Raw genomic sequence first — 25,775 nt, forward strand, 5'->3', positions numbered from 1 at the left:
CGCCGGATTCCTTCCTACGGTCTGCGACATGACCAACGAGACCATGATCACCGTCCAGCAGACCGCCCGACCCGACGGCTTCCCCACTCCGGGCCTGTTCGCCTTCGTCGAGTCCCCGGTGCCCGCGCCCGAGCCGGGCACGGCCCTGGTCGAGAACCTGCTCTGGTCCGTGGACCCGTACCACCGCGAGGCCATGGACAGCGACGACCTGTGGACCCTGAACGCGCCCATGGAAGGCCGCACCCTCGGCCGGGTGCTCGACTCCCGGGACCCGGCGCTGCGCCCCGGCGACCTCGTGCTGCACCGCGAGGGCTGGCGGACCCACGCGCTGGTCACCCGGTCCGCGGTCCGTCCGGTGCCGGACCTCGGCCCCGGCGTCCCGCTGGCCGCGCACCTCAGCCTGCTCGGCGGCACGGGCCTCTCCGCCTACGTGGGCCTGACCCGGGTCGCCCGGCTGCAGCCCGGCGAGGACCTGTTCGTCTCGGCGGCGGCCGGCGGGGTCGGCACGGCGGCCGGACGCTTCGCGCGGCTGCTCGGCGCCGGGCGGCTCGTCGGCAGCGCGGGCTCGGCGCGGAAGGTCGCCTACCTCACCGAGCGGCTCGGCTTCGACGCCGCGTTCGACCACCACGACGGGCCGGTCACCGAACTCCTCGCGAAGGCCGCCCCGGACGGCCTCGACGTGGTCCTGGACGGTGTGGGCGGTGACCACCTGGAGGCCTCGATCGCCGCCCTGCGCGAGCACGGCCGGATCGCCTGGGTCGGCGCGGTCGCCCAGTACCACTCCCTGTCCGCTCCCCCGCCGGCCCCGCGCAACCTCTTCGACCTGGTGGAGAAGAGCATCCGCCTGGAGGGCTTCCTGGTGAGCAACCACCGGGACGCCCAGGAGGAGCTCCACGACTTCGCCGTGCCCCACCTCCGGTCCGGTCGCCTGGAGCTCGACACGACGGTGGTCGAGGGCTTCGAGAACATCGTGACGGCGTCCCTGGGCATGCTGCGCGGCGAGAACACCGGAAAGATGCTGGTCGCCAGGGAAGGGCTGGACGCTCAGGCCGGTCTTCCGGATCCTGGCCCGGGCAGGCCCCGGGCGGTTCCTCTCGGATCGCCGCCCCCAGGGTGGCCCGGGGCCCCGAGGACCGGCGGCGCCTCGCGTCGGCCCGACGCCGCCCGGGTCGCCTCACATCACGTCGCCGTCCCGCCAGTCGAAGACGAGCGGGGCGCCGTGGTCCGGGAGCGGGTGGCCGGCGGCCGGGCGGACGTACGTGGAGTCCTCCTCATCGGGAAGCGGCACGATCCCGTCCGGGCCCAGCGCCTCGAGCGGGCCTCCCCAGAGCCGCCAGCCACGGCCCCGGTAGAGCGCCGCGCCGGCGGCCGACGCCGAGAGCGCCCCGAAGAGGTACGCGCCGTCGATCACCCGCTCCAGCTCCCCCATCACCGCGCCCCCGAGTCCGCGCCGCCGCACGTCCGCGCGGACGGCGACGCCCTCCACGTACCCGACGCGGTACGAGCGTCCCCGGTGCAGCGCGCGCCGCTGGGCGACGGCCCCGTGCGCGGCGAGGCCGCGCTCGTCCTCGATCCAGGCGTGGACGCCGCCGAGGGTGTGGTCCCAGTCGTCGTCCGAGAAGTCGCCCTCGAAGGCGAGGTCGAGCAGCTCCCGGACGGCGCGGAGCCGGACGGTACCGAGTTCGTGGGTGGGTGCGGTCCAGATCGTCACGCGCCCAGTCTCACACCGCGGACCCTCTAACCATCAAAAATTTCTTGACAGGTTAGACACGGGGACGCTTGACTCTCCTCGTAACCGCTCGTCAGTACGTAAGGGGTTAGAGGTCATGTCCGTGCTCCCGGTCCGCCACCGCTTCGTCACCGTCCGCGGCCACGCGATCCACTACCGCGAGGCGGGTCCCGCCGACGCGCCCGCCCTGCTTCTGCTGCACGGCTTCCCGACCAGCTCGCGCATGTTCCGTGACCTGATGCCCCGGCTCGCCGACCGGTACCGCCTGATCGCGCCCGACCACCTCGGCTTCGGCCACAGCGACGCCCCCGACGCCGACGCCTTCGACTACACCTTCGCCGCCCTGGCCGCGCTCACCGAGGAGTTCACCGAGGCCCTGGGCCTCGACCGGTTCGCCCTCTACATCCAGGACTACGGCGCCCCCATCGGCCTGCGCCTCGCCCTCTCCCGCCCCGAGCGGATCACCGCGATCATCAGCCAGAACGGCAACGCCTACGAGGAAGGGCTCGGCGCGGAGGCCTGGGCCCCCGTCCTCGCCCTGATCGCCGAGCGGACGCCCGAGACCGAGGAGGCCGTCCGCGCCGTCCGCTCCCTCGACGGCATCCACTGGCAGTACGAGACCGGCGTCCCCGACGCGTACCGCGAGCTGCTCGACCCCGACGCCTGGCACCACGACGCCGCGATGATGGCCCGCCCGGGCCAGGACGAGATCCAGACCCGTCTGATCGCCGACTACGGCTCCAACATCGCCCTGTACCCGGCCTTCCAGGAGTACTTCCGCGATTCCCGGGTCCCGCTGCTCGCCGCCTGGGGCGAGGGCGACCAGGTCTTCGTCCCGGCCGGCGCCGAGGCCTTCCGTCGCGACCTGCCGGACGCCGAGGTCCACCTCCTGCCCACGGGCCACTTCGCCCTGGAGACCCATGCCCCGCGGATCGCCTCGCTGATCGACGACTTCCTCACCCGGCACGTCGTCACGAGCGCGTGAGTCCGCGCGAGCACGGCGGGCCGGACACCGGGTCACGCCCCCGGACATGAGAACCGCCCCCGTCCTCGGTTGGGGGACCGAGGAGAGGGGCGGTGATCAGGGCCGCCTCCGGTGCGGGAGGCGGGGCGGAGGCGTCAGCCCATGTGCGGGTAGCCGTACTCCGTCGGCGGGACCAGCGTCTCCTTGATGGCGCGGGTCAGCGTCCAGCGCATCAGGTTCTGCGGGGCGCCCGCCTTGTCGTTCGTGCCCGAGGCGCGGCCGCCGCCGAAGGGCTGCTGGCCGACGACGGCGCCGGTCGACTTGTCGTTGATGTAGAAGTTGCCGGCCGCGAAGCGCAGCTTCTCCATGGTGTACGCGGCGGCGGCGCGGTCGTTCGCGATGACCGAGCCGGTGAGGGCGTAGTCCGAGACCGACTCCATCTGGGTCAGCATCTCGTCGTACTTCTCGTCCTCGTAGACGTGCACGGCGAGGATCGGGCCGAAGTACTCGGTCGTGAAGACCTCGTTCTCCGGGTCGGTGCACTCGATGACCGTCGGGCGGACGAACCAGCCCTCGGAGTCGTCGTACGTGCCGCCGGCGACGATCGTGCAGCTCGGGTCGTTCTTCGCGCGGTCGATGGCGGCCTTGTTCTTCGCGAAGGCACGCTCGTCGATGACGGCGCCGATGAAGTTCGACAGATCGGTGACGTCGCCCATCTTGATGCCGTCGACCTCGGCCGCGAACTCCTCCTTGAAGCCGTCGTTCCAGAGGGAGGCCGGGATGTACGCGCGCGAGGACGCGGAGCACTTCTGGCCCTGGAACTCGAAGGAGCCGCGGGTCAGCGCGGTCTTCAGGATGGCGCGGTCGGCGCTCGGGTGGGCGACGACGAAGTCCTTGCCGCCGGTCTCGCCGACGATCCGCGGGTAGGAGCGGTACTTCTCGATGTTGGTGCCGACCGTCTTCCACAGGTGCTGGAAGGTCCTGGTCGAACCGGTGAAGTGGATGCCGGCCAGGTCGGGGTGGTTCAGGGCCACCTCGGAGACGGCGATGCCGTCGCCGGTCACCAGGTTGATGACGCCCTTCGGCAGACCGGCCTCCTCCAGGAGCTCCATGAGGAGCACGGCGGAGTGGGTCTGGGTCGGGGACGGCTTCCAGACCACCACGTTGCCCATGAGGGCGGGGGCGGTGGGCAGGTTGCCCGCGATGGCCGTGAAGTTGAAGGGCGTGATCGCGTAGACGAAGCCCTCGAGCGGGCGGTGGTCGAGGCGGTTCCAGACGCCGGGCGAGTTCGCCGACGGCTGCTCGGCCAGGATCTGGCGGGCGTACGCCACGTTGAAGCGCCAGAAGTCGACGAGCTCGCACGGGGTGTCGATCTCGGCCTGCTGGGCGGTCTTCGACTGGCCGAGCATGGTGGAGGCGGCCAGCGTCTCGCGCCACGGGCCGGCCAGCAGCTCGGCGGCGCGCAGGATGATCGCCGCGCGGTCGTCGAAGGACATCGCGCGCCAGGCCGGGGCGGCGGCCAGGGCGGCGTCGACGGCGTCCTGGGCGTCCTGCCGGGTGGCACCGCGGAAGGTGCCGATGACGGCCTTGTGGTTGTGCGGCTGGACGACCTTGAACTCCTCGCCGCCGCCCATGCGCTTGACGCCGCCGATGGTCATCGGCAGCTCGCGGGGGTTGTCGGCCAGCTCCTTGAGCTTGGCCTCCAGACGGGTGCGCTCGGGCGAGCCGGGGGCGTAGCCGTGCACCGGCTCGTTGACCGGAGTGGGGACCTGGGTCACAGCGTCCATGGTTCGCGGAACTCCTTCTGAGGGGTGTGGGCTCAGCCCTTGGTGAGGATCGAGCGGACGAAGAAGAGGAGGTTGGCCGGCTTCTCCGCCAGGCGGCGCATGAAGTATCCGTACCAGTCGGTGCCGTAGGCCGTGTAGACGCGCATCCGGTGGCCCTCGGCCGCGAGCCGGTTCTGCTCCTCGGTGCGGATGCCGTAGAGCATCTGGAACTCGTACTCGTCCGGCTTGCGCCCGGCGCGGCGGGCCAGCTCCTGGCCGACGGCGATCAGCCGCGGGTCGTGGGAGCCGATCATCGGGTAGCCCTCGCCCTCCATGAGGATCTTCATGATCCGCACGTAGGCCTTGTCGATCTCGGCCTTGTCCTGGAGGGCGACGGACGCGGGCTCCTTGTAGGCGCCCTTCACGATCCGCACGCGCGAGCCGGCGGCGGCCAGACGGCGGGCGTCCTCCTCGGTGCGGAAGAGGTACGCCTGGATGACGCAGCCGGTCTGCGGGAAGTCCTTCCGCAGCTCCTCGTGGATGGCGAACATCGAGTCGAGGGTGGTGTGGTCCTCGGCGTCGAGGGTGACCGTGGTGCCGATCTCGGCGGCGGCCGCGACGACCGGGCGCACGTTGGCGAGGGCCAGCTCGTGGCCGCCCGCCCGTCGCCCGCCGACGCCCTCGGCGGAGAGCCCTCCGGACCCGCCCCCTTCGACGTCCAGCGACTGGCCGAACATCGACAGCTTCACGGACATCTCGGCGCGCTCGCCGAGGCCCAGCTCCTTGAGGCGGCCGATCAGCTCCAGGTACGCGTCACGGGCGGCGTGGGACTGCTCGACGGTGGTGATGTCCTCGCCGACGACGTCGAGGGTGACCTCCAGGCCGCGGGCGGCCAGGTCCTGGACGATCGGGACGACGTCGTTCACCGTCTCGCCGGCGATGAAACGCGCCACGACCTGCTTGGTCCCGGGCGCGGCCGACACGAAACGGCGCATCTTGTCGCTGCGCGACGCGGCGAGGATCACGGGACCCAGCACGGGGACCTCCAGAGGGCAGGGTGACGAAAGGCGCCGTACCCGATCTTTCGGTACGAAACGGGAACAGCACGGATAACCACCGTGAAACCTAAGGATCGCTCCGATCGTCCGCCATCTACAGCTGTCACGCATCCGTGGCCCCGCTCTCAGACATATGTCTGAAGCACGGGCGGCATCGGTGCGAGAATGGCGCCGTGAAGGGCGATTACCAGGAGCTGGTCGACGAGATCTCGGCGCTGCTCGGCACTCCGGCGACCTTGGAGAACCGCGACTTCGGGCTGATCGCCTTCGGCGCCCACGACAGTGACGACGACACGGCCATGGACCCGGTGCGCACGCGCTCGATCCTCACCAGGAAGTCGACGCCGGCGGTCCGCGCCTGGTTCGAGGGCTTCGGCATCACCCGGGCGACCGGCCCGGTCCGCATCCCGGCCGCCCCGGACGCGGGCGTCTACCGGGACCGGATCTGTCTGCCGGTACGCCACCGGGGCGTCGTCCTCGGCTACGTCTGGCTGCTCGACGCCGAGCCGGGACCCTCGCACGAACGGCTGAACGCCGCCATGGACGTCGCCGCCCGGATCGGCGAGCTGCTCGCCGACGAGGAGCGGGCCGGCGCCGACCTCTCCCGCGAGCTGCGCGCCACCCTGACGGCGGAACGCGGCTGGCAGTACGACATGGCCGTCGCCGCCCTGCGCACCGCCCTCGGCCCGGACGCCGACGGCCTCCACGCCCTGGTCTGCCTCGCCCCCTGGCCCGGCGAAACCGCCCCGTCGCCCCGCGCGGTCCCCGCCGCCGCGGCCCTCTGCGACCTGCCGTGGCGCCCCGTCGCCGGGCCCGCCCCGCCGGCCGGTACGGGCGCGGGCGCGGGTGCGGGCGCCGCGGCCGGGGCGGGCTCCTCCGGCCCGTACGCCGCCGGCCCCGCCCCGTACGCGTCCGGCGCCGGGCCCGGTGCGCCGCGGGCGCTCGCCGTGCTCGTGCGGCTGCGGTCGGGGGACAACCTCTCCCCGGCCACCGCCGCGGCCGGACGTCTGCGCGACACGGCGGGTCCGGCGGCCGTCGCCGGGATCGCCCCGCCCCGGCGCGGGCTCGCGGACCTCGACGCGTCCTGGCGCGAGGCCTCCGCGGCCGCCCGCGCGGCGACCGCCCAGCCGCACCTGGGTCCGCTCGCCCAGTGGGCCGCGATCGGCCCGTACCGGATGCTCACGGCGCTGCCCCCGGCCGAACCGGACCCGGCCGTCCGCGCCCTGCTCGCCCCGGCCCACGCCGAACTGGCCCGCACCGCCGAGGTGTTCCTCGACCACGCGGGCCAGGCGAGCCGCACGGCCGGCGCCCTCGGCATCCACCGCCAGACGCTCTACTACCGCCTCTCCCGCGTCGAACAGCTCACCGGCCTCGACCTGGACGCGGGCGAGGACCGCCTGCTGCTGCACATGGCGCTGAAGGCGGCGCGGCTGTAGGCCGGGCCGAGGTCCGCCGGGCGGCTCAGCGCCATTCGAGGAACAGGCTGTGGCCGTTCAGGGCTTCGGCCGGCACCTTCACGGAGGGTGCGCCCGGTTCCGTACCCGCCACCCGGAACCCCCGGAAGCCGGCGTACGGATCGCCGGGCGGGTGCTGGACGAGGAGGAAGCGGCTGCCGTCCGGGGAGACGACGAGCCCCTCGCCGCCTGCGCCGCCGGCCACCGTCAGGACGGGCCCGGGTCCGGCGCCCGGCGCGGTGCCGAAGGTCCGGAACGCGCCCGTCCGCGTGCGGCACAGCAGCCGGTCCTGCGCCGACCAGCCGACCGCGTGCAGGCACGCGCCGAGGCCCCCGGGGCGACCGGCGGCGGCCTCCGTCAGCGCGGTGGACCGGGCCGGGACGTCGAGCAGCGCCGGACCGCCGCCCTCGGTCGCCGCCGTGATGCGGCGCCCGTCCGGGGACACGTGCACCATCTCCGCCTGGACGGCGCGGGCCGGCGGCCCGTCCAGGACGACGAGCGGCAGGTTCGCGGCGGCGGCCGGCCCCTCGTCGCGGAGGGCGGCGCCGCCGGTGACGGAGCGGCTGCCGATCCTGGCCCGGCCGTCCGCGGTCTCGTAGGTGAACCAGACGCGGCTGCCGTCGGGTGCGAGGACGGCGTTCTGCTCCCGTCGGCTCGCTCCCGGGCGCGCGTCCCGCGCGGTGAGGTCGGTCAGCCCCTTCGCGTCCACGAAGCCGACGTGCGTGCCCCGGCCGTCGGAAGTCCGCAGGACCACGGCCATCCTGGTGAAGTCCCGGTCGAAGACGGCCCGGACGCGGGGCACGACGCGTTCGAGGGCGTCGGAGGTGTACACGGCGTCCGTGGGGTTCTCCCGGCACAGGTCGAACAGCGGTGTCAGCACGGCCTCCTTGCCCGGCTCCTGCCAGAAGGCGACGGACTCGGGGACGTCGAAGAGCCGCTCGGCGACCGGCTTCCAGCTGCCCGGGTCCCATGACTGGACCCGGACCGCGACGTACCGCGCGCCCTTCAGGCACTCCGCGGACACCACCCGGTCCCTGCCCCAGGGCCCCGGCGCGGCCCGGGGCGTCGGGGTGCGGGCGGCGGGGTCCGCGGCGGGCCGGGCGGTGCAGCCCGTCACGACGGCGAGGAGGGCGGCGGCCGCGAGCACCGCCCGGGTCCGGCTCCCGGTCATGCGATCACCCCTGGTCCGCACGGGCCTCGGCCCGCAGCCGGCGCCATTCGTCGCAGACGCTTTCGGCCGGCTTCCGGTGGCACGGCACCCACTGCTGCCCGTTCGGCCGGGAGGCCTCCCAGTACCAGAGCTGTTCGGGCCGGTCCGGCGCCGCCTCCGCGAAGAAGGGCTTCGTGCCGTCCTTGAGGATCACCGAACCGAAACTCTGGTACGCGTCCCGGTACTTGGCCTTGATCTCCCAGGTGCAGGACTCCCCCTTGGCGACCGCCTCGACGCGGAGCCCGCCGGGCGAGGCGCCGTCGCCCAGGTCGATCTTCCGGGGCCCGAAGTACGGCCGGCCCTGGTCGTCGCCCTCGTCGGTGATGATCGGGACGGCGCCCGGTTTCCCGAGGTCGAACAGCACGCCGTCATAGGCCGCGCCGCCCTGGGGCGGGAGGACCAGGACGGTCCGGGCCGTGGGCGGTCGGCAGGAGACGTTCACGGCCTCCATCGCCGTGATCGTCAGCTGGGTCTGCCGCTTGCTGAACAGGTTGACGTGGAGGACGGTCGCGTCGCGCGGGTAGTACGTCATCGCCAGGTCCGTGCGGCGTTCGAACGCGGCGGGGAAGCGGAGCGTGCGCCCGCCGAGGGACGTGAGGTACTCGCGGGCGGCGCCGGGGTCCCTCATGGCGGCGATCCTGCGCTGCTCGGCCGCCGTCAGCGGGCGGTCGAGGACGACCTTCCAGGGGCCGGGCGGGGTGTCGTCGTAGTCGACCCCGGCCGTGAACGGGGCCTCCGCCCGGTCCAGGTCCTCCTGGGTCCGCTGGTCCTGCTCCGCCCGGCTGGGCTGCGTCAGCCGGTCCAGGACGAAGGACCCGCCGTACGCCAGCGCGCCCAGCACCGCCGCACCGGCGAGGAACCAGGCGACGGCCTTCAGCCGCTTGCGCGGCGTCAGATGCGCCGTCCCGCCCACGTGCGCGTCAACGGCCAGGGCCAGGGACGACGGCTCGGCCGGCGGCGCCGGGGGCGCGGTGGCGGGAGCCGGGGGCGCGGATGCGGGAGCCGGGGGCGCGGTGACGGGCGGCGTCGTGGGCGCGGATGCGGGTGCCGCCGGCGGGCGAGGTGCGGCGGACGCGGGCTCAGGCCCGGTGGCCGGTGACGGCCCGGGGCTCTGTGACGGCCCGGGGCTCTGTGACGGCCCGGGGCTCTGTGACGGCGCGGGATCCCCGGCCGGAGCCCGGCCTGACCGGGGAGCCCCGGCCGGAGCCGGAGGCGGTGCGCTCGGCGGCGCGTCCGGCGACGAGTCCCGGGGTAATTCCGGCGGCGGGGACGCTGGCATCGGGGCCTCCCTGTCAGGGCATCCGAGGTCGGAGCAGGTCGAGCTGCACGGACCGTCCACCCTAGACAACTCGGCCCCCGCCACGGCAGGTTGGGGTCAGCCGTCCGCCCCCATCAGCACCTTGAGCCCCGCCGTCAGGTCGTCCGCCGTCGGCGCCGTCTCCGGGTCGACCAGCCACTGGACCATCACGCCGGTCGCCAGGGCCTGGCAGAGCAGGCCGGCCACCCTGGCCTTCTCGGGGTCCTCCTCCGGGTCGACGCCGAGGAAGCCCTGGGCCATGCCGAGGCGGCCCTGCCGCTGCGGTTCCTTGATGGCCTCGCGGAGCTTCTCGTCGTCGTCGATGCGGGTGACGACCTCGGTCTGCAGCTTCCAGACCGGCCGGCTCGGCCCGGCCGCGGCGATGACCTGCTCCCAGACGGCGTGGAAGCGCTCGTACGGGTCGGCCGGCAGCGCCGCACCGCCCTCGGCGCCCGCCGCGCCGGCCTGGTCGCCCCACTCCTCGGTCAGCGCCAGGAACGCCTGCTGGAGCAGGGCGTCCTTGGAGCCGTAGTGGTAGCCGATGGAGGCCAGGTTGGTGCCCGAAGCGGCCACCACGTCACGGGCGGTGGTGCGGGCGTAGCCCTTCTCCAGGAGGCAGCGCTTGGCGCCTTCGAGCAGGTCTTCCTTGTGTCCCATGACAGCACTGTACCCGGCCGCTAGACAACCGTGTAAGACGGATGTCCAGTGACCGGGTACGGGGTGCGAGCGGGCGGGCGGCGCCCGGAGCGGACCGGGCCGCCCGGCGGATCAGACCAGGTTGACGGAGCGGGCCGAGGCCGCGCCGATCTCCTCGGCGATCTCCGACAGGACGTTCGCCGGGACGGTCTCGTCGACGGTCAGCACGACCACCGCCTCGCCGCCCTCGTTCGTGCGGGAGACCTGCATGCCCGCGATGTTCAGACCGGCCTCGCCGAGGATCCGGCCGACCGTGCCGACGACGCCCGGACGGTCCTCGTAGCGCAGCACCACCATGTGGTCGGCGAGGGCCAGGTCCACGTCGTACTCGCCGACCGCGACGATCTTCTGCAGGTGCTTCGGGCCCGCGAGGGTGCCGGAGACCGAGACCTCCTGGCCGCTGGCGAGCGTGCCGCGCACGGTGACCATGTTGCGGTGGTCGGGCGACTCGGAGCTGGTGGTCAGGCGCACCTCGACGCCGCGCTCCTGCGCGAACAGCGGGGCGTTGACGTACGACACGGTCTCGTCGACCACGTCCTCGAACACGCCCTTGAGCGCGGAGAGTTCGAGCACCTTCACGTCGTGCTGGGTGATCTCGCCGTACACCTCGACGTCGAGACGGGCCGCGACCTCGCCGGCGAGCGCGGTGAAGATCCGGCCGAGCTTCTCGGCCAGCGGCAGACCCGGCTTCACGTCCTCGGCGATGACGCCGCCCTGGACGTTGACCGCGTCCGGGACCAGCTCGCCGGCGAGCGCCAGGCGCACCGAGCGGGCGACGGCGATGCCGGCCTTCTCCTGCGCCTCGTCGGTGGACGCGCCGAGGTGCGGGGTGCAGACGACCTGGTCGAGCTCGAACAGCGGGGAGTCCGTGCAGGGCTCCTTCGCGTACACGTCGAGACCGGCGCCGGCGACCCGGCCCTCCTTGAGGGCGGAGTAGAGGGCGGCCTCGTCCACGATCCCGCCGCGGGCGGCGTTGACGATGCGGACGGACGGCTTGACCTTGTGCAGCGCCTCGTCGCCGATGAGACCGAGGGTCTCCGGGGTCTTCGGCAGGTGGACGGTGATGAAGTCGGCGACCTCGAGGAGCTCGTCCAGGGACAGCAGCTTCACGCCCATCTGGGCGGCGCGGGCCGGCTGCACGTAGGGGTCGTACGCGACGATCTTCATGCCGAAGGCGGACATGCGCTGGGCGACCAGGACGCCGATGCGGCCGAGGCCGACGACGCCGAGGGTCTTCTCGCTGAGCTCGACGCCCGTGTACTTGGAGCGCTTCCACTCGCCGTTCTTCAGCGCGGTGTTGGCCTGCGGGATGTTGCGCGCGGTGGCGACGAGCAGACCGCAGGCGAGCTCGGCGGCGGTGACGATGTTGGAGGTCGGGGCGTTCACGACCATGACGCCGGCCTTGGTGGAGGCGGAGACGTCCACGTTGTCCAGGCCGACACCGGCACGGGCGACGACCCGGAGCTTCTTCGCGGCGGCGATGGCCTCCGCGTCGACCTTGGTCGCCGAGCGGATCAGGATGGCGTCGACGTCGGCGATGGCGGGGAGCAGCTCGGCGCGGTCGGCGCCGTTGCAGTGCCGGATCTCGAAGTCCGGTCCCAGTGCGTCGACGGTGGCGGGCGACAGCTCTTCAGCGATGAGTACGACGGGTTTCGAGCTCACGTGAGTCCTCACAAAGGCAGTGCGGACGGCCGTCCCGACGGCCGCAGCGGTGGAGGGGGCTTGCCGCGTGGAAGCGCACGACGCTGTGGGCCAGACGCGATGTTGTTGAGCAGTGTAGTGGTGCGTCGACGCGAGTCGTACGCCTCGTTGGAAGGATCACCCGTCCGTGGTTGGACGGGCTGTCCAACGATGTGGCGCGGGGCCGGACGGTGTGTCCGGCCCCGCGCCGGGAGGCTTACGCCTCCTCGTCGTTCACCCAGCTCATGAGCTTGCGCAGCTCCTTGCCGGTGGTCTCCAGGAGGTGCTGCTCGTCCTGGGTCTTGTACTCGTTGTACTTCTTCAGACCGCCGTGGTACTCGTCCATCCAGTTCTTGGCGAAGGTGCCGTCCTGGATCTCCGCGAGGACCTTCTTCATCTCGGCCTTGGTGGCGTCGGTGATGACGCGCGGGCCGGTGATGTAGTCGCCCCACTCGGCCGTCTCGGAGACGGACCAGCGCATCTTCTCCAGGCCGCCCTCGTACATGAGGTCCACGATCAGCTTCAGCTCGTGGAGGCACTCGAAGTACGCGATCTCCGGCTGGTAGCCGGCCTCGACCAGGGTCTCGAAGCCCGCCTTCACCAGGGCGCTGGCGCCACCGCAGAGGACGGCCTGCTCGCCGAAGAGGTCGGTCTCGGTCTCCTCGGTGAAGGTCGTCTTGATGACGCCGGCACGGGTGCCGCCGATGGCCTTGGCGTACGACAGGGCCAGCGCGAAGGCGTTGCCGGTGGCGTCCTGCTCGACGGCCGCGATCGCGGGGACGCCGCGGCCCTCCTCGTACTGGCGGCGGACCAGGTGGCCCGGGCCCTTCGGGGCGACCAGCGCGACGTCGACGCCGGCCGGGGGCTTGATGAAGCCGAAGCGGACGTTGAAGCCGTGGGCGAAGAAGAGGGCGTCGCCGTCCTTCAGGTTCGGGGCGATCGACTCCTCGTAGACCTTGGCCTGGATCGGGTCCGGGATCAGGATCATGATGAGGTCGGCCTCGGCCGCGGCCTCGGCCGGCGAGACCACGCGCAGGCCCTGCTCCTCGGCCTTGGCCTTGGACTTGGAGCCCTCGTGCAGACCGACACGCACGTCGACACCCGAGTCACGGAGCGACAGCGCGTGGGCGTGGCCCTGGCTGCCGTATCCGATCACCGCGACCTTGCGGCCCTGGATGATGGACAGGTCGGCGTCGTCGTCGTAGAACAGCTCGGCCACTGGGAATCTCCTTGAGGTGCTGGTGTTGCTCCCACCGTACGGCGGGGTGCGGGAGTGAAGTTTTCGGGTCTCGACAGGCGGACCGGGGAGTGGACCCGCGGTCCGCCGTCGCCTGCGGACTGCTGTCAGGCGCTGCGGTCGAGGGCGCGCAGCGAACGGTCCGTGATGGACCGGGCGCCACGCCCTATGGCGATCGTGCCGGACTGGACGAGCTCCTTGATGCCGAACTGCTCCAGCATCTTGAGCATCGCCTCCAGCTTGTCACTCGATCCGGTGGCCTCGATGGTGACGGCCTCGGGCGAGACGTCCACGGTCTTGGCGCGGAACAGCTGGACGATCTCGACGATCTGGGAGCGGGTCTCGTTGTCGGCGCGGACCTTCACCAGGACGAGCTCGCGCTGGATCGCGGCGCTGGGCTCGAGTTCGACGATCTTCAGGACGTTGACCAGCTTGTTGAGCTGCTTGGTCACCTGCTCCAGCGGCAGGTCCTCGACACTGACCACGATGGTGATGCGGGAGATGTCGGGGTGCTCGGTCACGCCGACGGCGAGCGAGTCGATGTTGAAGCCGCGCCGGGAGAAGAGGGCGGCGATCCTGGCGAGGATGCCGGGCGTGTTCTCGACCAGGACGGAGAGCGTGTGCTTGGTGGACATGGTGTGGGTCTCTTCCTTCGCTCTTCGTCTCAGTCGTCTTCGCCGTCGCCGAAGTCGGGGCGGACGCCCCGCGCGGCCATGACCTCGTCGTTGGAGGTGCCGGCGGCGACCATCGGCCAGACCTGGGCGTCCTCGTGGACGATGAAGTCGATCACGACCGGGCGGTCGTTGATGGCGTTGGCCTCCTCGATGACCTTGTCGAGGTCGGCCGGGTCCTCGCAGCGCAGGGCGACACAGCCCATGGCCTCGGACAGCTTGACGAAGTCCGGGATGCGGGTGCCCCGCGCCTCCGGGTTGACGTCGTCCGGGCCGGAGTGCAGCACCGTGTTGGAGTAGCGCTGGTTGTAGAACAGGGTCTGCCACTGGCGGACCATGCCGAGGGCGCCGTTGTTGATGATGGCGACCTTGATCGGGATGTTGTTGAGGGCGCAGGTGACCAGTTCCTGGTTGGTCATCTGGAAGCAGCCGTCGCCGTCGATCGCCCAGACCGGGCGGTCCGGCGCGCCGGCCTTGGCGCCCATGGCGGCCGGGACCGCGTAGCCCATCGTTCCGGCGCCGCCGGAGTTCAGCCAGGTGCGCGGGTTCTCGTAGTCGATGAAGTGGGCGGCCCACATCTGGTGCTGGCCGACGCCGGCGGCGAAGATCGTGCCCTCGGGGGCGAGGGCGCCGACGCGCTGGATGACCTGCTGCGGCGACAGGCTGCCGTCCTCGGGCAGGTCGTAGCCGAGCGGGTAGGTCTCGCGCCAGCGGTTGAGGTCGCTCCACCAGGCCGCGTAGTCGCCCTTGTTGCCCTCGCTGTGCTCGGCCTGGACCGCCTGGACCAGGTCGGCGATGACCTCGCGGGCGTCGCCGACGATCGGGACGTCGGCGGTGCGGTTCTTGCCGATCTCGGCCGGGTCGATGTCGGCGTGGACGACCTTGGCGTACGGGGCGAAGCTGTCCAGCTTGCCGGTGACGCGGTCGTCGAAGCGGGCGCCGAGGGCGACGATCAGGTCGGCCTTCTGCAGCGCGGTGACGGCGGTGACCGCACCGTGCATGCCGGGCATGCCCACGTGCAGCGGGTGGCTGTCGGGGAAGGCGCCCAGGGCCATCAGGGTGGTGGTGACCGGCGCGCCGGTCAGCTCCGCGAGGACCTTCAGCTCGGCCGTGGCGCCGGCCTTGATGACGCCGCCGCCGACGTACAGGACGGGCCGCCTGGCGGCGGTGATCAGCTTGGCGGCCTCGCGGATCTGCTTGGCGTGGGGCTTGGTGACCGGGCGGTAGCCGGGCAGGTCGGTCTGCGGCGGCCAGCTGAAGGTGGTCTTCGCCTGGAGGGCGTCCTTGGCGATGTCGACCAGGACCGGGCCGGGGCGGCCGGTGGCGGCGATGTGGAAGGCCTCGGCGATCGTCCGCGGAATGTCCTCGGCCCTGGTGACCAGGAAGTTGTGCTTGGTGATGGGCATCGTGATGCCGCAGATGTCCGCCTCCTGGAAGGCGTCCGTGCCGATCGCCTTGGAGGCGACCTGGCCGGTGATCGCGACCAGCGGGACGGAGTCCATGTGGGCGTCGGCGATCGGGGTGACCAGGTTGGTGGCGCCCGGTCCCGAGGTCGCCATGCAGACGCCGACCTTGCCGGTGGCCTGCGCGTAGCCGGTGGCGGCGTGTCCGGCGCCCTGCTCGTGGCGGACCAGGATGTGGCGGACCCGCGTCGAGTCCATCATCGGGTCGTACGCCGGGAGGATCGCGCCGCCGGGGATGCCGAAGACGGTGTCGGCGCCCACTTCCTCGAGAGAGCGAATGAGGGACTGCGCACCCGTGACGTGCTCGACGGTGGTGGCGGGCTGTGCGCCGCTACGGGTCCGCGGCTGCGGATGGTGCCCGGTGGCCTGCTCGGTCATCAGCATTCTCTTCTCGAAGCAGAGGGTTTGTGCGAGGTGGTGTGCGAGGCGTTTTGCGAGGGTTTACGTCGATTTTGCGTTGATTCGGTGCAACAAAAAACCCCTCGTGCCGGGAGGCAAGCGAGGGGAGCGCGTCGGGTGCGTTTCAGGCGGGCCTTCTACCGGGCCTGCCTCAGCCGACGCGCTGTCCAAGTACGAGAATTCGGGTGCGCATGGCACTGACCCTCCCCCCGACGCACGGTCAGTGTCAAGTGGGTGGGACGGGAGTCTCAGAATGTGAACGGGACGGGGGACGGTTTCCGCCGGTCAACGCCACCTCGCCGGGCAGCGGGTACTCGTCCCGCACCAGGGCGCGGCGCAGCCGGTACTCGTCCAGCGGCCCCGAGAAGGCCATGCCCTGCCCGTGGGTGCAGCCCATGGAACGCAGGGCGATGACCTGCTCGGGCATGTCCACGCCGTCGGCCACGGACTGCATCCCGAGGTCGCCCGCGATCCTCAGCAGCCCGCTGGTGATCTTCCGCAGTCTGGCCGATTCCACGATGCCCTCGACCAGGCCCCGGTCCAGCTTCAGTATGTCGACCGGAAGCCTCCGGAGGGCGTTGATGGCGGCGTGTCCGCTGCCGAACCCGTCGAGCGCGATCCGCACGCCCAGCCGGCGCAGCGCGGCCAGCCGCTGCTCCAGCTCGTCGAAGGAGACCCTCGGGTCCCGGGGGTCGCTGTCGGCCAGCTCGAGGATCAGGGAACCCGAGGGCAGCCCGTGCCGGGTGAGCAGCGACTCGACGGAGCCGAGCGGCATGGAGCGGTCCAGCAGGCGGCGCGCGGAGACCCGGACGGTCACCGGCGTGCGGTGGCCGGTTCCGGCCCGTTCGGCGGCCTGCTCCACGGCCTCCTCCAGGAGCCAGCGGCCCAGCTCGGCGGTGCGCTCGCCGTCGTCCGCGGCCCGCAGGAACTCGGCCGGGGTGAAGAGGATGCCCTGGGCGGAGCGCCAGCGGGCCTGCGCGGCGACGGCCGCGATCCGGCCGGTGCCCAGGTCCACCACGGGCTGGTGCAGCAGGGCGAACTCGCCGTCGTGCAGCGCGGTCCGCAGCCGGGCGGCCAGCTCGGTGCGCCGGACCACCTCGGCCTGCATCTGCGGGGCGTAGAGCTCGACCCGGTCCTTGCCGCCGGCCTTGGCCCGGTACATGGCCAGGTCGGCGTTGCGCAGCAGGTCGCCCACGCCGATGCCGGGCTCGGCGAAGGCCACGCCGATGGAGGCGGCGACCCGCACCTCGCCGCCGTCGACGCGGTACGGCTGGGAGAGCGTGCGCCGCAGCCGGTCGGCGATCTCGTGCACCCGGCGCTCCCGTTCGGCCCGGTCACGGCCGCCGTCGCCGAGGATGAGCGCGGCGAACTCGTCGCCGCCGAGCCGGGCCGCGGTGTCGCCGGCCCGTACGGAGTCGTGGAGCCGGCGCGCGGCCTGGACGAGCAGCTCGTCGCCCGCCTGGTGCCCGAGCCGGTCGTTGACGGCCTTGAAGCCGTCGAGGTCGATGAAGAGCACGGCGGTGCCCGGGTCGGAGGCCCGGCGGCCGCTCAGGGCCGCGCGCACCCGCTCGGTGAACAGGGCCCGGTTGGGCAGGTCGGTGAGCGGGTCGTGCTCCGCGTTGTGCCGCAACTGGGCCTGGAGGCGCACGCGTTCGGTCACGTCACGACTGTTGAAGATCAGGCCGCCCTGGTGGCGGTTGACGGTGGACTCGACGTTGAGCCAGTCGCCGCGGCCGGACCGGAAGCGGCACTCGATCCGCGTGGTGGGCTCCTCGGACGGCGGCGCGGCCAGGAAGCGGCGCACCTCGTGCACGACGGCGCCCAGGTCCTCGGGGTGGATCAGCGAGGCCAGTTCGGACCCGATCAGCTCCTCCGCCTCGCGGCCGTACACTCCGGCGGCGGCGGGGCTGACGTAGCGGAGTATCCCGGTGGGGGCGGCGATCATGATGACGTCGCTCGAACCCTGCACGAGGGACCTGAAGTGGTTCTCCTTCTGGGCCAGTTCGTGGGTGAGGGCGATGTTGTCGAGCAGCATGATGCCCTGGCGGACGACCAGCGCGAGAACGACCGTGCAGCCGGTGAGGACGACGACGCGGTCCACTCTGCGTCCCTCGACGACGTTGTACAGGATGCCGAGCGTGCAGACCGCGGCCGCGAGGTACGGCGTGAGGGCGGCGAGCGACCCGGCGAGCGGGCGGCTGTGGGGCTGCCGGGCGCGGACGGCGGGGGGCGGCGGTTCGGCGTGCCGTCGCACGCCCCAGGGCGCGTAGGCGAGCAGCAGCGAGCCCGCGAACCAGCCGGCGTCGAGGAGCTGGCCCGAGCTGTAGTGCTCGCGCAGCAGGGGCGAGGTGAACAGCGCGTCGCACAGCACGGTGAGCGCGAGGGCGGCGATGGCGGTGTTGATCGCGGAGCGGTTGATGTGGGAGCGGCGGAAGTGCAGCGCCAGGACCATGCTGACGAGCACGATGTCGAGCAGCGGATACGCGAGCGAGAGCGCCGCCCGGGCCACGCTCTCGCCCGGCACGTACGCGGTGTGGGCGAGGGCGAGGCTCCAGGACAGGGTCAGCAGGGAGCCGCCGATCAGCCAGGCGTCGAGGGCCAGACAGACCCAGCCGGCGCGGGTCACGGGCTTCTTGGCGAGGACGAGCAGGCCGACGATGGCGGGCGGCGCGAAGAGCAGGAAGCACAGGTCGGCGACGGAGGGGCTCGGCACCTCCCGGCGGAGCACGACCTCGTACCAGCCCCAGACGGCGTTGCCCGCGGCGGCCATGAACGACGAGAAGGCGAAGAGGTACCAGGCGTGGCGGAAGCCGTGCCCGTGGCCCCGGGCGTAGCGGAAGCAGGAGACGGCGGCGGCGAGCGCGGCGGCACTGAGGCCGAAGTCACCCATGACGAGGGCGAGTTGCTCGGATCCCCAGCCGAGGGCGGCGCCGGTGGCGTATCCGCCGCAGAGGAGACCGAGGCCGATCTGGGCGACTGCCCCGTCCTGGCCCGGCCCCGGCTGCCCGGGTGCGCCGGTGCGGGCCCGCGGCCCAGGCCCGCCGGCCGCGACGGGCCGCCGCCGGGCGAGCGTGCCGGTGGTCACCGCTTCCTCCGGGGCCTCGCCGGGATGCTCGTGCGCGGACTGGCCGGCGAACCCGGTCCGCGACCGGTCCGACGCGGCCGCCTCGTGCCCGCCGCAGCCGCCGGAGACCTCGTCGTGCCGCCCGCAGAGGCTGTCGGGCGCGGAATCCCCGGGCGGCGCCCCGCCGCCACCGGCACCCCGTCCGCCGCCCCCGCCGGGCGGGCCGTCACCCGCGCGCGGCACGGGTACGGGTGCGGCCACGGCGCCCGGCTCGGCGACACGGTCGGGTCCGGGCGCGACCGGCGGTGGACCGCCGGACACGGAGGCACGGTCGGCCCGGGAGGCACGGTCGGCCCCGGACGTGCGGTCGGCCCCGGACGTGCGGTCGGGCTGGTCCGGGACGGGCCGGTCCGGCAGGGCGGCTGTGAGGCGCGCGGGGATGGCCGGCGGCACCGCCGCGTCGGATCGTGGGACGCCCGGCCGTGCTTCACCCGTCGCCCCCCTCGGAATCTGATGTCCCGTCACTTCGCTCCCCAGCGTCTGCCCGTTCTCGACGCAGTCCCCCGCTCCGGGACCATACACCAGGATCGTCACTCAGGGACAGGGTCACAGTACTCTCCGTGACGGACAGGGGGCTTGTGAGGAGCGCGTTCGGGGGCGCACGCCCTCCGGCGCCGGCTCAGGTGGTCAGCACCACGTTCGCCGGCTCCTCGCCCGCCGCGAAGCGGGTGACCTGCGCCGCGATCAGCCGCTTGGCGCGCGGCATGAACGCCGAGGTGGAGCCGCCCACATGAGGGCTGATCAGCACGCCGGGAGCGTGCCAGAGCGGGTGTCCGGCGGGCAGCGGCTCCGGGTCGGTGACGTCGAGCGCCGCGGTGATCCGGCCGCTCTCCACCTCCTTCAGGAGCGCGGTGGTGTCCACGACCGGGCCGCGCGCCACGTTGACGAGCAGGGCGCCGTCCTTCATCCGGGCGAGGAAGCCGGCGTCGGCCAGGTGACGGGTCTGGGGCGTGAGCGGCGTGGAGAGCACCACCACGTCGGCCTCGGGCAGCAGCGCGGGCAGCCCCGTGAGCGGGTGGACCGGACCGTGAACGGTGGTGCGCGCCGAGCGCGCGACGCGCGTCACCCGCGCGCACTCGAAGGGCGCGAGCCGGTCCTCGATGGCCGCGCCGATCGATCCGTAGCCCACGATCAGCACGGACTTGTCGGCGAGCGCCGGGTAGAAGCCGGCCCGCCACTCCTCGGCGTCCTGGCCGCGCACGAAGCCGGGGATGCCGCGCAGCGAGGCGAGGACGAGCGCGAGCGTCAGCTCGGCCGTGCTGGCCTCGTGCACGCCCCTCGCGTTGCACAGGCGCACGCCGGGGCGCAGCAGGCCGATGCCGGGGGTGACGTGGTCGACGCCCGCGGAGAGGGTCTGCACGATCCTCACCGAGGCCATGCCGCCGAGCGGCCGTACGGCGACCTCCTCGCCCTTCATGTACGGCACGACGTAGAAGGCGCAGCGGGCGGGATCGGCGGGGAACTCCGGCCCGCCGTCCCAGAAGCGGTAGTTCAGGCCGGACGCGCCCGGTTCGGGAAGTCCGTCGATCTCGTCCGCGGGAATCGGAAGCCACACGTCAGCGGCGGTGTCGTCGAGTGTCATGACCGGGAGGCTATGCGAAGAATCCCGTGCGCCATTGGTTACTTTGGGGGCTGCACAGGGAGGGGTACCGGCAGGTGGAGCGCAGGACGATCGGGGCGGCGGCGCTCGGTGTGGGGGCGGTGGGCCTCGGATGCATGCCGATGAGCTGGGCGTACAGCGCCTCGCAACGGCGGGGCGACCGCTCGCTGCGGACGGTGCACGCGGCCCTGGACGCCGGTGTGAACCTGCTGGACACCGCCGACATGTACGGCCCGTTCACCAACGAGCTGCTGCTGGGGCGGGTGTTGAAGGAGCGCCGGGCGGACGCCTTCGTGTCGACGAAGTGCGGGCTGCTCGTGGGCGACGGGCACATGGTGGCCAACGGCCGTCCCGCGTACGTCCGCAGGGCCTGCGACGCCTCGCTGCGGCGGCTGCAGACCGACGTGATCGACCTGTACCAGCTGCACCGCGCCGATCCCGAGGTGCCGGTGGAGGAGACCTGGGGCGCGATGGCGGACCTGGTGCGGGCGGGCAAGGTCCGCGCGCTCGGTCTGTGCGCCGTGGACGCCCGGTCCGCCCGGCGGGGCGCGCCGGGCGGCGGCTACGAGGGAACGATCCGGCAGCTGGAGCGGATCCAGCAGGTCTTCCCGGTGAGCGCGGTCGAGGCGGAGCTGTCGGTCTGGTCGCCCGAGGCCCTGGGGCGGCTGCTGCCGTGGTGCGCGGCACGCGGTGTCGGCTTCCTGGCGGCGATGCCGCTGGGCAGCGGGTTCCTGACCGGGACGCTGACGCCCGGCGGCGGCTTCGAGGCGGACGACCCGCGCGCCCGGCACCCGCGCTTCACCGCCGAGATGATGGCGGCGAACCAGCCGCTGGTGGCGGGGCTGCGCCGGATCGCGGCCCGGCACGGCGCGGACGTCACCCCGGCGCAGGTCGCCCTGGCCTGGGTGCTGTCCCGCGGCCCGCACGTCATCCCGGTCCCGGGCGCCAAGCGGGAACGCTGGGCGGTGGAGAACGCGCGGGCCGCGGACCTGCGCCTCGACACGACGGACCTCGCGGAGATCGCGGCTTTGCCGGCGGCCAGGGGATCCTGGGACTGAGCCGTCCTCTTCGGCCCGGGGCCTGTCCGGCCCCGGTCCGCCGGGCGGCAGCGGGTTCACGCCGCCGATGGCGGGAACCCGATCGGGACGAGCGGCGTTCACGACGAGGGGCCGCCGCGCCGGAAGGGGCCGCAGCATGGTTCGGAACCACGTGCGAGACCGCGAAGGACGCCGGGGCCGGGGGTTCGTGGCCGCTGTGGCGGGCGTCGCCGCACTGCTGCTGGCCGCCGGATGTGCGTCGGACGGGGACGGGGACGCCGTCGGTCCCTCCGCCTCCGCTCCCCCGTCCGCCTCCGCTCCCCCGTCCGCCTCCTCGCCGCCGCCTGCCTCCCCGCCGCCGGCGCCCGCCGCGGGCACGGTGCGGGTCGCGGGCACGCTGACCGACGGCCTGAAGTCGCCGTGGGGCCTGGCCGGGCTGCCCGGCGGTGACCTGCTCGTCTCCTCGCGCGACGAGCGGACGATCACCCGGGTCGACGGGCGGACGGGCCGGCAGACCCCGCTGGGCGAGGTGCCCGGGGTGGTGCCGGGCGGCGAGGGCGGCCTGATGGGCCTGGCCGTGCGGGACGGCTGGGTGTACGCGTACCTGACGGCGGACGAGGACAACCGGATCGTCCGGATGCGGTACGGCGGCGGGGCGGGCGACCGGCTCGGCGCGCCGGAGCCGGTCCTGACGGGCATCCCGAAGGGCTTCGTCCACAACGGCGGGCGGATCGCCTTCGGACCGGACGGGATGCTGTACGCGGGGACCGGCGAGACGGGCCGGACCGGGCTCGCCCAGGACAAGGGCTCGCTCGGCGGGAAGATCCTGCGGATGACGCCCGAGGGCCGGCCGGCGCCGGGCAATCCGTTCCCGGGCTCCGTCGTGTACTCGTACGGGCACCGCAACGTCCAGGGACTGGCCTGGGACGGCGACGGGCGGCTGTGGGCGGCCGAGTTCGGCCAGGACACCTGGGACGAACTGAACCGGATCGAGCCGGGCCGGAACTACGGGTGGCCGGTCGTGGAGGGCCGGGCCGGGCGGGACGGCTACACGGACCCGGTGGCCCAGTGGCGGACCGGGGAGGCCTCGCCCAGCGGCATCGCGTTCGCGCGCGGAGCGGTCTGGATGGCCGGTCTGCGGGGCGAACGGCTGTGGCGGATCCCGCTCTCCGGTGCGGAACGATCCGGGGAGCCGCAGGCGTTCCTCAAGGGTGAGTACGGGCGGCTGCGCACGGTCCTGGCGACCGGTGACGGCTCCCGGCTGTGGCTGGTGACCAGCGAGACGGACACCCGGGGCACTCCGGAGTCCGGTGACGACCGGATCCTCCGGCTGGAGGTCGGTGAGGGCCCTGTCCGACGCTGATCCGCCGGACAGGCCCCCGGACCGGGCGGGCCGGCGGGTCGTGAGCCCCGTCCGGGATCGGCGGGCACCTCAGAGGGAGGCGGAGCACGTGTTCAACCTGATGGAAGAGCTCTTCGCGCCGGGCCGCAAGCACACCGACGAGGAGCGGCAGCGGCTCGCCCTGACCCGGGAGGACGTGGGCGACGGCGATCCGTACCGGGGCCCGATAGACCTGGCCTCGGGCAAGGTGACGATACGCGTCCCCGTCCAGGCCGGGGACGCCCCGTCCGAGGCCGCCTCACCCGACGAGGCCTCGTCTCAGGACGCCGCGTCCGAGGAGGCCGTGCCCGAGGAGGCCGTGCCCGCGGAGGCCGTGCCCGCGGACGACGCCTCGCCGCACGACTCCTCACCCGGGAACAGCTCGCCCGGGGACGGCTCGTCGGCGGTCTGACGGCTGGTGCGCCCCTCGGCGAGCCGGCGCGGGGCGTCCTGCTCGCCGAGCGGTGAGGCCGAAGACGTCCTCCTCGGGTCCGCCGTGCTCCGCCGGAGCCGCCGGAGCCGCCGGCCTGCGCGGGGCGTCGCCGGAAGCGACGGCTCGGCTCGTGTCGATGTGGGCCAGGAGCGCCTCGGCCTGCCGGAGCGCGAACGGCGTCAGCTCGGCGGCGCCGTCACCCGAAGGGCGTCAGCTCGGCGCCGTCGTCACCCGAAGGGCGTCAGCTCGGCGCCGTCGTCACCCGGCGGTATCGCGAACGTCCTCGTTCTCCTCCGCCTGGCCCACGGCCACCCGCTGCACCGGTATCGTCGCGGCGATCTTCGCACGGGTGTCGGCGGCGACCCGGCACTCGGGCGGCTCGATGCTGATCCGGGGCAGGTGCCGGTCGAGCCGGCGGGGCAGCCACCAGTTGGCGCCGCCGAGCAGGTGCATGAGGGCGGGGACGAGGAGGGTGCGCAGGACGAAGGCGTCCAGGGCGACGGCGGCGGCGAGGGCGATGCCGAACATCGCGATGACCCGGTCGCCGGAGAGGACGAAGGCGAGGAAGACGGAGATCATGATGACCGCCGCCGAGTTGATCACCCGGCTGGTCTCGGCGAGGCCGACCCGGACCGCCCGCCGGTTGTCGCCGGTCTCCAGCCACTCCTCGTACATCCGGCTGACCAGGAAGACCTGGTAGTCCATGGAGAGTCCGAAGAGCACCGAGACCATGATCACGGGCAGGAAGGGCTCGATGGGCCCGGCGCTGCCGAGGCCGAGCAGCTCGCTGCCCCAGCCCCACTGGAAGATCGCGACGACGATGCCGAAGGCGGAGGCCACGGCGGCGACGTTCATCAGCGCGGCCTTGAGCGGGATGCCGATCGAGCGGAAGGCGAGCAGCAGCAGGACGCAGCCGAGGGCGATCACGACGCCGACGAAGAGCGGCAGCTTGCCGACGATGATCTCGGCGAAGTCGTCGTAGGAGGCGGTGACGCCGCCGACGTGGACCTGGAGCGAGGTGCCGTCCGCGGCCGCCGGCAGGACGTCGTCGCGGAGCCGGTCGACGAGCTCGCTGGTGGCCTTCGACTGGGGCGAGGAGTCGGGGACGACGGTGAGGACGGCGGTGTCGCCGCCGCCGTTGTACGTGACGGGCGAGACGGACGCCACGCCCTGGGTGTGGGCGAGCGCGGCCGGGAGCGCGTCGAGGGCGACCCGGTCGTCGGCGCCGTCGAGCTCGGCGACCAGGGTGAGCGGTCCGTTGGTGCCGGGCCCGAAGCCGTCGGCGATCAGGTCGTAGGCCTGGCGGGTGGTCGCGGTGGCCGGGTTGTTGCCCTGGTCGGAGCTGCCGAGGTGGAGGGCGAAGGTCGGCAGGGCGAGGACGGCCATGACGACGGCGGCGACCGCGCCGAGCAGCTTGGGGTGCCGTTCGACGAAGGCGGACCAGCGGGCGGCGAAGCCGGTGGGCAGTTCGGGCTGCGGTCCGTGCTCGGCGAGCTGCCGCCGCTCGCGGCGGCTGAGGGCGCGCATGCCGATGAGGGACAGCAGCGCGGGCAGCAGGGTGACGGAGGCGGCGACGGTGAGGACGACGGTCAGGGACGCGGCGATGGCCACGCCGTTGAGGAAGCCGAGCCGCAGGATGAGCATGCCCAGCAGGGCGATGCAGACGGTGGCGCCGGCGAAGACCACGGCGCGTCCGGTGGTGGCGACGGCGATCCGGGCGGCCTCGGCGACCGGCAGGCCGCGTTTGAGCCCCTTGCGGTGCCGGGTGACGATGAACAGCGCGTAGTCGATGCCGACGCCGAGCCCGATGAGCAGGCCCAGCATGGGCGCGAAGTCGGCGACCGTCATGACGTGGCCGAGGAGCACGATCCCCGAGTAGGCGATGCCCACGCTGACCAGGGCGGTCGCGATGGGCAGCAGGGAGGCGGCGAGGGAGCCGAAGGCGAGGAAGAGGACGACGGCGGCGACGGCCACGCCGACGGCCTCCGCGAGGTGTCCGCCGGGCGCCTCGGTGAGGGCGACGGCGCCGCCGCCGAGCTCCACCCGGACCTGGTCCGTGGCGGCGGCCTTGGCGGTGTCGACCAGGGCCCGCGCCTGGGCCTCCGGGATGTCGTCGGCCTGCGCGTCGAAGGTGACGGCGGCGTAGGCGGTGCGCCCGTCCTCGCTGATCTGGCCGGGGGCGGAGCCGTACGGGGAGGTGACGGAGGCGATGCCGGGCAGCGCGTCGACCTTCTTGAGCATGGCGGACATCCGCTGCTCGACGTCGGCGGCGCGCACGCTGCCGCGGTCGGTGTGCCAGACGATGGTGTCGGTGTCGCCGCCGGCGCCGGGGAAGCCCTTGTCGAGGAGCGCGGTGGCGCGGCCCGACTCGGTCCCGGGGACCTCGTAGTCGTTCGAGTACGCGCTTCCCGCGACGGCCGCTCCGGTGACGACCCCGCCGAGCGCGACGAGCCAGAGCAGAACGGCGACGAGGCGGTGCTTCACGCACCACCGGGCGATGGCTGCCAACGAAGGTTCTCCCCTGGGTGGGTCGGTACTCCGCCCACTGTTACAGCCAATCGTGATCGTTTGCCCGT

General features: G+C 73.1%; 18 protein-coding genes and 1 pseudogene. 6 read left to right on the forward strand and 13 right to left on the reverse strand.

Annotated elements, in window-relative coordinates:
- Positions 1–28 precede the first annotated feature (28 nt).
- A pseudogene (locus tag ESG85_RS12675) lies at positions 29–1,024 on the forward strand (zinc-binding dehydrogenase); the annotation flags it as partial.
- Between the two features lie 150 nt (positions 1,025–1,174).
- Here ESG85_RS12675 and ESG85_RS12680 read toward each other — a convergent pair.
- A complete protein-coding gene (locus tag ESG85_RS12680; RefSeq protein ID WP_128978742.1) occupies positions 1,175–1,711 on the reverse strand; it encodes a GNAT family N-acetyltransferase in 537 nt (178 codons plus the stop codon).
- A gap of 115 nt (positions 1,712–1,826) precedes the next feature.
- On the opposite strand from ESG85_RS12680, the gene ESG85_RS12685 reads away from it, so the two are divergent.
- Positions 1,827–2,714 carry an alpha/beta fold hydrolase gene (locus ESG85_RS12685; protein WP_181019021.1) on the forward strand — a complete coding sequence of 296 codons (888 nt, stop codon included), beginning with the start codon at positions 1,827–1,829 and terminating at the stop codon, positions 2,712–2,714.
- 134 nt (positions 2,715–2,848) lie between these two features.
- Here the strand turns inward: ESG85_RS12685 and pruA are convergent, their stop codons facing one another.
- Together pruA and ESG85_RS12695 are read right to left on the reverse strand one after the other, a co-directional pair.
- Positions 2,849–4,480, reverse strand: coding sequence for an L-glutamate gamma-semialdehyde dehydrogenase (gene pruA, locus ESG85_RS12690; RefSeq protein WP_128978578.1), 1,632 nt, complete (start codon positions 4,478–4,480; stop codon positions 2,849–2,851).
- 32 nt (positions 4,481–4,512) lie between these two features.
- Positions 4,513–5,496 carry a proline dehydrogenase family protein gene (locus ESG85_RS12695; protein ID WP_128978580.1) on the reverse strand — a complete coding sequence of 328 codons (984 nt, stop codon included), beginning with the start codon at positions 5,494–5,496 and terminating at the stop codon, positions 4,513–4,515.
- Between the two features lie 194 nt (positions 5,497–5,690).
- On the opposite strand from ESG85_RS12695, the gene ESG85_RS12700 reads away from it, so the two are divergent.
- On the forward strand, positions 5,691–6,953 hold the full coding sequence (locus tag ESG85_RS12700) for a PucR family transcriptional regulator (RefSeq protein WP_128978582.1): 1,263 nt from the start codon (positions 5,691–5,693) through the stop codon (positions 6,951–6,953).
- 25 nt (positions 6,954–6,978) lie between these two features.
- Here ESG85_RS12700 and ESG85_RS12705 read toward each other — a convergent pair whose 3' ends face one another.
- The 9 genes from ESG85_RS12705 to ESG85_RS12760 all read right to left on the reverse strand — a co-directional run bounded on the left by ESG85_RS12705 (position 6,979) and on the right by ESG85_RS12760 (position 20,330).
- Positions 6,979–8,142, reverse strand: coding sequence for a TolB-like translocation protein (locus ESG85_RS12705; protein ID WP_128978584.1), 1,164 nt, complete (start codon positions 8,140–8,142; stop codon positions 6,979–6,981).
- 4 nt (positions 8,143–8,146) lie between these two features.
- Positions 8,147–9,094: a hypothetical protein gene (locus ESG85_RS12710; RefSeq protein ID WP_128978586.1), complete on the reverse strand. Its 948-nt coding sequence runs from the start codon at positions 9,092–9,094 to the stop codon at positions 8,147–8,149.
- Between the two features lie 462 nt (positions 9,095–9,556).
- Positions 9,557–10,135, reverse strand: coding sequence for a TetR/AcrR family transcriptional regulator (locus ESG85_RS12720; RefSeq protein WP_128978589.1), 579 nt, complete (start codon positions 10,133–10,135; stop codon positions 9,557–9,559).
- A 111-nt stretch (positions 10,136–10,246) separates the two neighbouring features.
- Entirely contained in the window at positions 10,247–11,836 is a 1,590-nt protein-coding gene (gene serA, locus ESG85_RS12725; protein ID WP_128978592.1) for a phosphoglycerate dehydrogenase, read from the reverse strand.
- Between the two features lie 235 nt (positions 11,837–12,071).
- Positions 12,072–13,073 (reverse strand): ketol-acid reductoisomerase, encoded by a 1,002-nt coding sequence (ilvC, locus tag ESG85_RS12730; RefSeq protein ID WP_128978594.1) that lies wholly within the window; start codon positions 13,071–13,073, stop codon positions 12,072–12,074.
- Between the two features lie 125 nt (positions 13,074–13,198).
- The gene (gene ilvN / locus ESG85_RS12735; RefSeq protein ID WP_128978596.1) at positions 13,199–13,726 is read right to left on the reverse strand and encodes an acetolactate synthase small subunit; all 528 of its coding nucleotides are present in this window, start codon (positions 13,724–13,726) and stop codon (positions 13,199–13,201) included.
- A gap of 29 nt (positions 13,727–13,755) precedes the next feature.
- Positions 13,756–15,609, reverse strand: coding sequence for an acetolactate synthase large subunit (locus ESG85_RS12740; RefSeq protein WP_128978598.1), 1,854 nt, complete (start codon positions 15,607–15,609; stop codon positions 13,756–13,758).
- A 241-nt stretch (positions 15,610–15,850) separates the two neighbouring features.
- A complete protein-coding gene (locus ESG85_RS12750) occupies positions 15,851–18,592 on the reverse strand; it encodes a putative bifunctional diguanylate cyclase/phosphodiesterase (RefSeq protein ID WP_246094970.1) in 2,742 nt (913 codons plus the stop codon).
- Between the two features lie 775 nt (positions 18,593–19,367).
- Positions 19,368–20,330, reverse strand: coding sequence for a 2-hydroxyacid dehydrogenase (locus ESG85_RS12760; protein ID WP_181019022.1), 963 nt, complete (start codon positions 20,328–20,330; stop codon positions 19,368–19,370).
- Positions 20,331–20,404: 74 nt separating this feature from the next.
- On the opposite strand from ESG85_RS12760, the gene ESG85_RS12765 reads away from it, so the two are divergent.
- The 3 genes from ESG85_RS12765 (at position 20,405) to ESG85_RS12775 (ending at position 23,178) form a co-directional block, all read left to right on the forward strand.
- The gene (locus tag ESG85_RS12765; RefSeq protein WP_128978605.1) at positions 20,405–21,406 is read left to right on the forward strand and encodes an aldo/keto reductase; all 1,002 of its coding nucleotides are present in this window, start codon (positions 20,405–20,407) and stop codon (positions 21,404–21,406) included.
- A 136-nt stretch (positions 21,407–21,542) separates the two neighbouring features.
- Positions 21,543–22,748: a PQQ-dependent sugar dehydrogenase gene (locus ESG85_RS12770; protein ID WP_128978608.1), complete on the forward strand. Its 1,206-nt coding sequence runs from the start codon at positions 21,543–21,545 to the stop codon at positions 22,746–22,748.
- An 88-nt stretch (positions 22,749–22,836) separates the two neighbouring features.
- The gene (locus ESG85_RS12775; RefSeq protein WP_219825185.1) at positions 22,837–23,178 is read left to right on the forward strand and encodes a DUF6191 domain-containing protein; all 342 of its coding nucleotides are present in this window, start codon (positions 22,837–22,839) and stop codon (positions 23,176–23,178) included.
- 279 nt (positions 23,179–23,457) lie between these two features.
- Here ESG85_RS12775 and ESG85_RS12780 read toward each other — a convergent pair whose 3' ends face one another.
- On the reverse strand, positions 23,458–25,707 hold the full coding sequence (locus ESG85_RS12780) for an MMPL family transporter (RefSeq protein WP_128978610.1): 2,250 nt from the start codon (positions 25,705–25,707) through the stop codon (positions 23,458–23,460).
- Positions 25,708–25,775: the final 68 nt, after the last annotated feature.

Origin of the sequence: Streptomyces roseicoloratus, assembly GCF_004117935.1 — a bacterium.
Taxonomy (GTDB): domain Bacteria; phylum Actinomycetota; class Actinomycetes; order Streptomycetales; family Streptomycetaceae; genus Streptomyces; species Streptomyces roseicoloratus.

Excerpts from the sequence above, each read along its gene's own strand:
- ESG85_RS12685 (WP_181019021.1), top strand. The coding sequence starts at position 1,827 with ATGTCCGTGCTCCCGGTCCGCCACCGCTTCGTCACCGTCCGCGGCCAC.
- pruA (WP_128978578.1), bottom strand. The coding sequence starts at position 4,480 with ATGGACGCTGTGACCCAGGTCCCCACTCCGGTCAACGAGCCGGTGCAC.
- ESG85_RS12705 (WP_128978584.1), bottom strand. The coding sequence starts at position 8,142 with ATGACCGGGAGCCGGACCCGGGCGGTGCTCGCGGCCGCCGCCCTCCTC.
- ESG85_RS12720 (WP_128978589.1), bottom strand. The coding sequence starts at position 10,135 with ATGGGACACAAGGAAGACCTGCTCGAAGGCGCCAAGCGCTGCCTCCTG.
- ilvN (WP_128978596.1), bottom strand. The coding sequence starts at position 13,726 with ATGTCCACCAAGCACACGCTCTCCGTCCTGGTCGAGAACACGCCCGGC.
- ESG85_RS12740 (WP_128978598.1), bottom strand. The coding sequence starts at position 15,609 with ATGCTGATGACCGAGCAGGCCACCGGGCACCATCCGCAGCCGCGGACC.
- ESG85_RS12760 (WP_181019022.1), bottom strand. The coding sequence starts at position 20,330 with ATGACACTCGACGACACCGCCGCTGACGTGTGGCTTCCGATTCCCGCG.
- ESG85_RS12770 (WP_128978608.1), top strand. The coding sequence starts at position 21,543 with ATGGTTCGGAACCACGTGCGAGACCGCGAAGGACGCCGGGGCCGGGGG.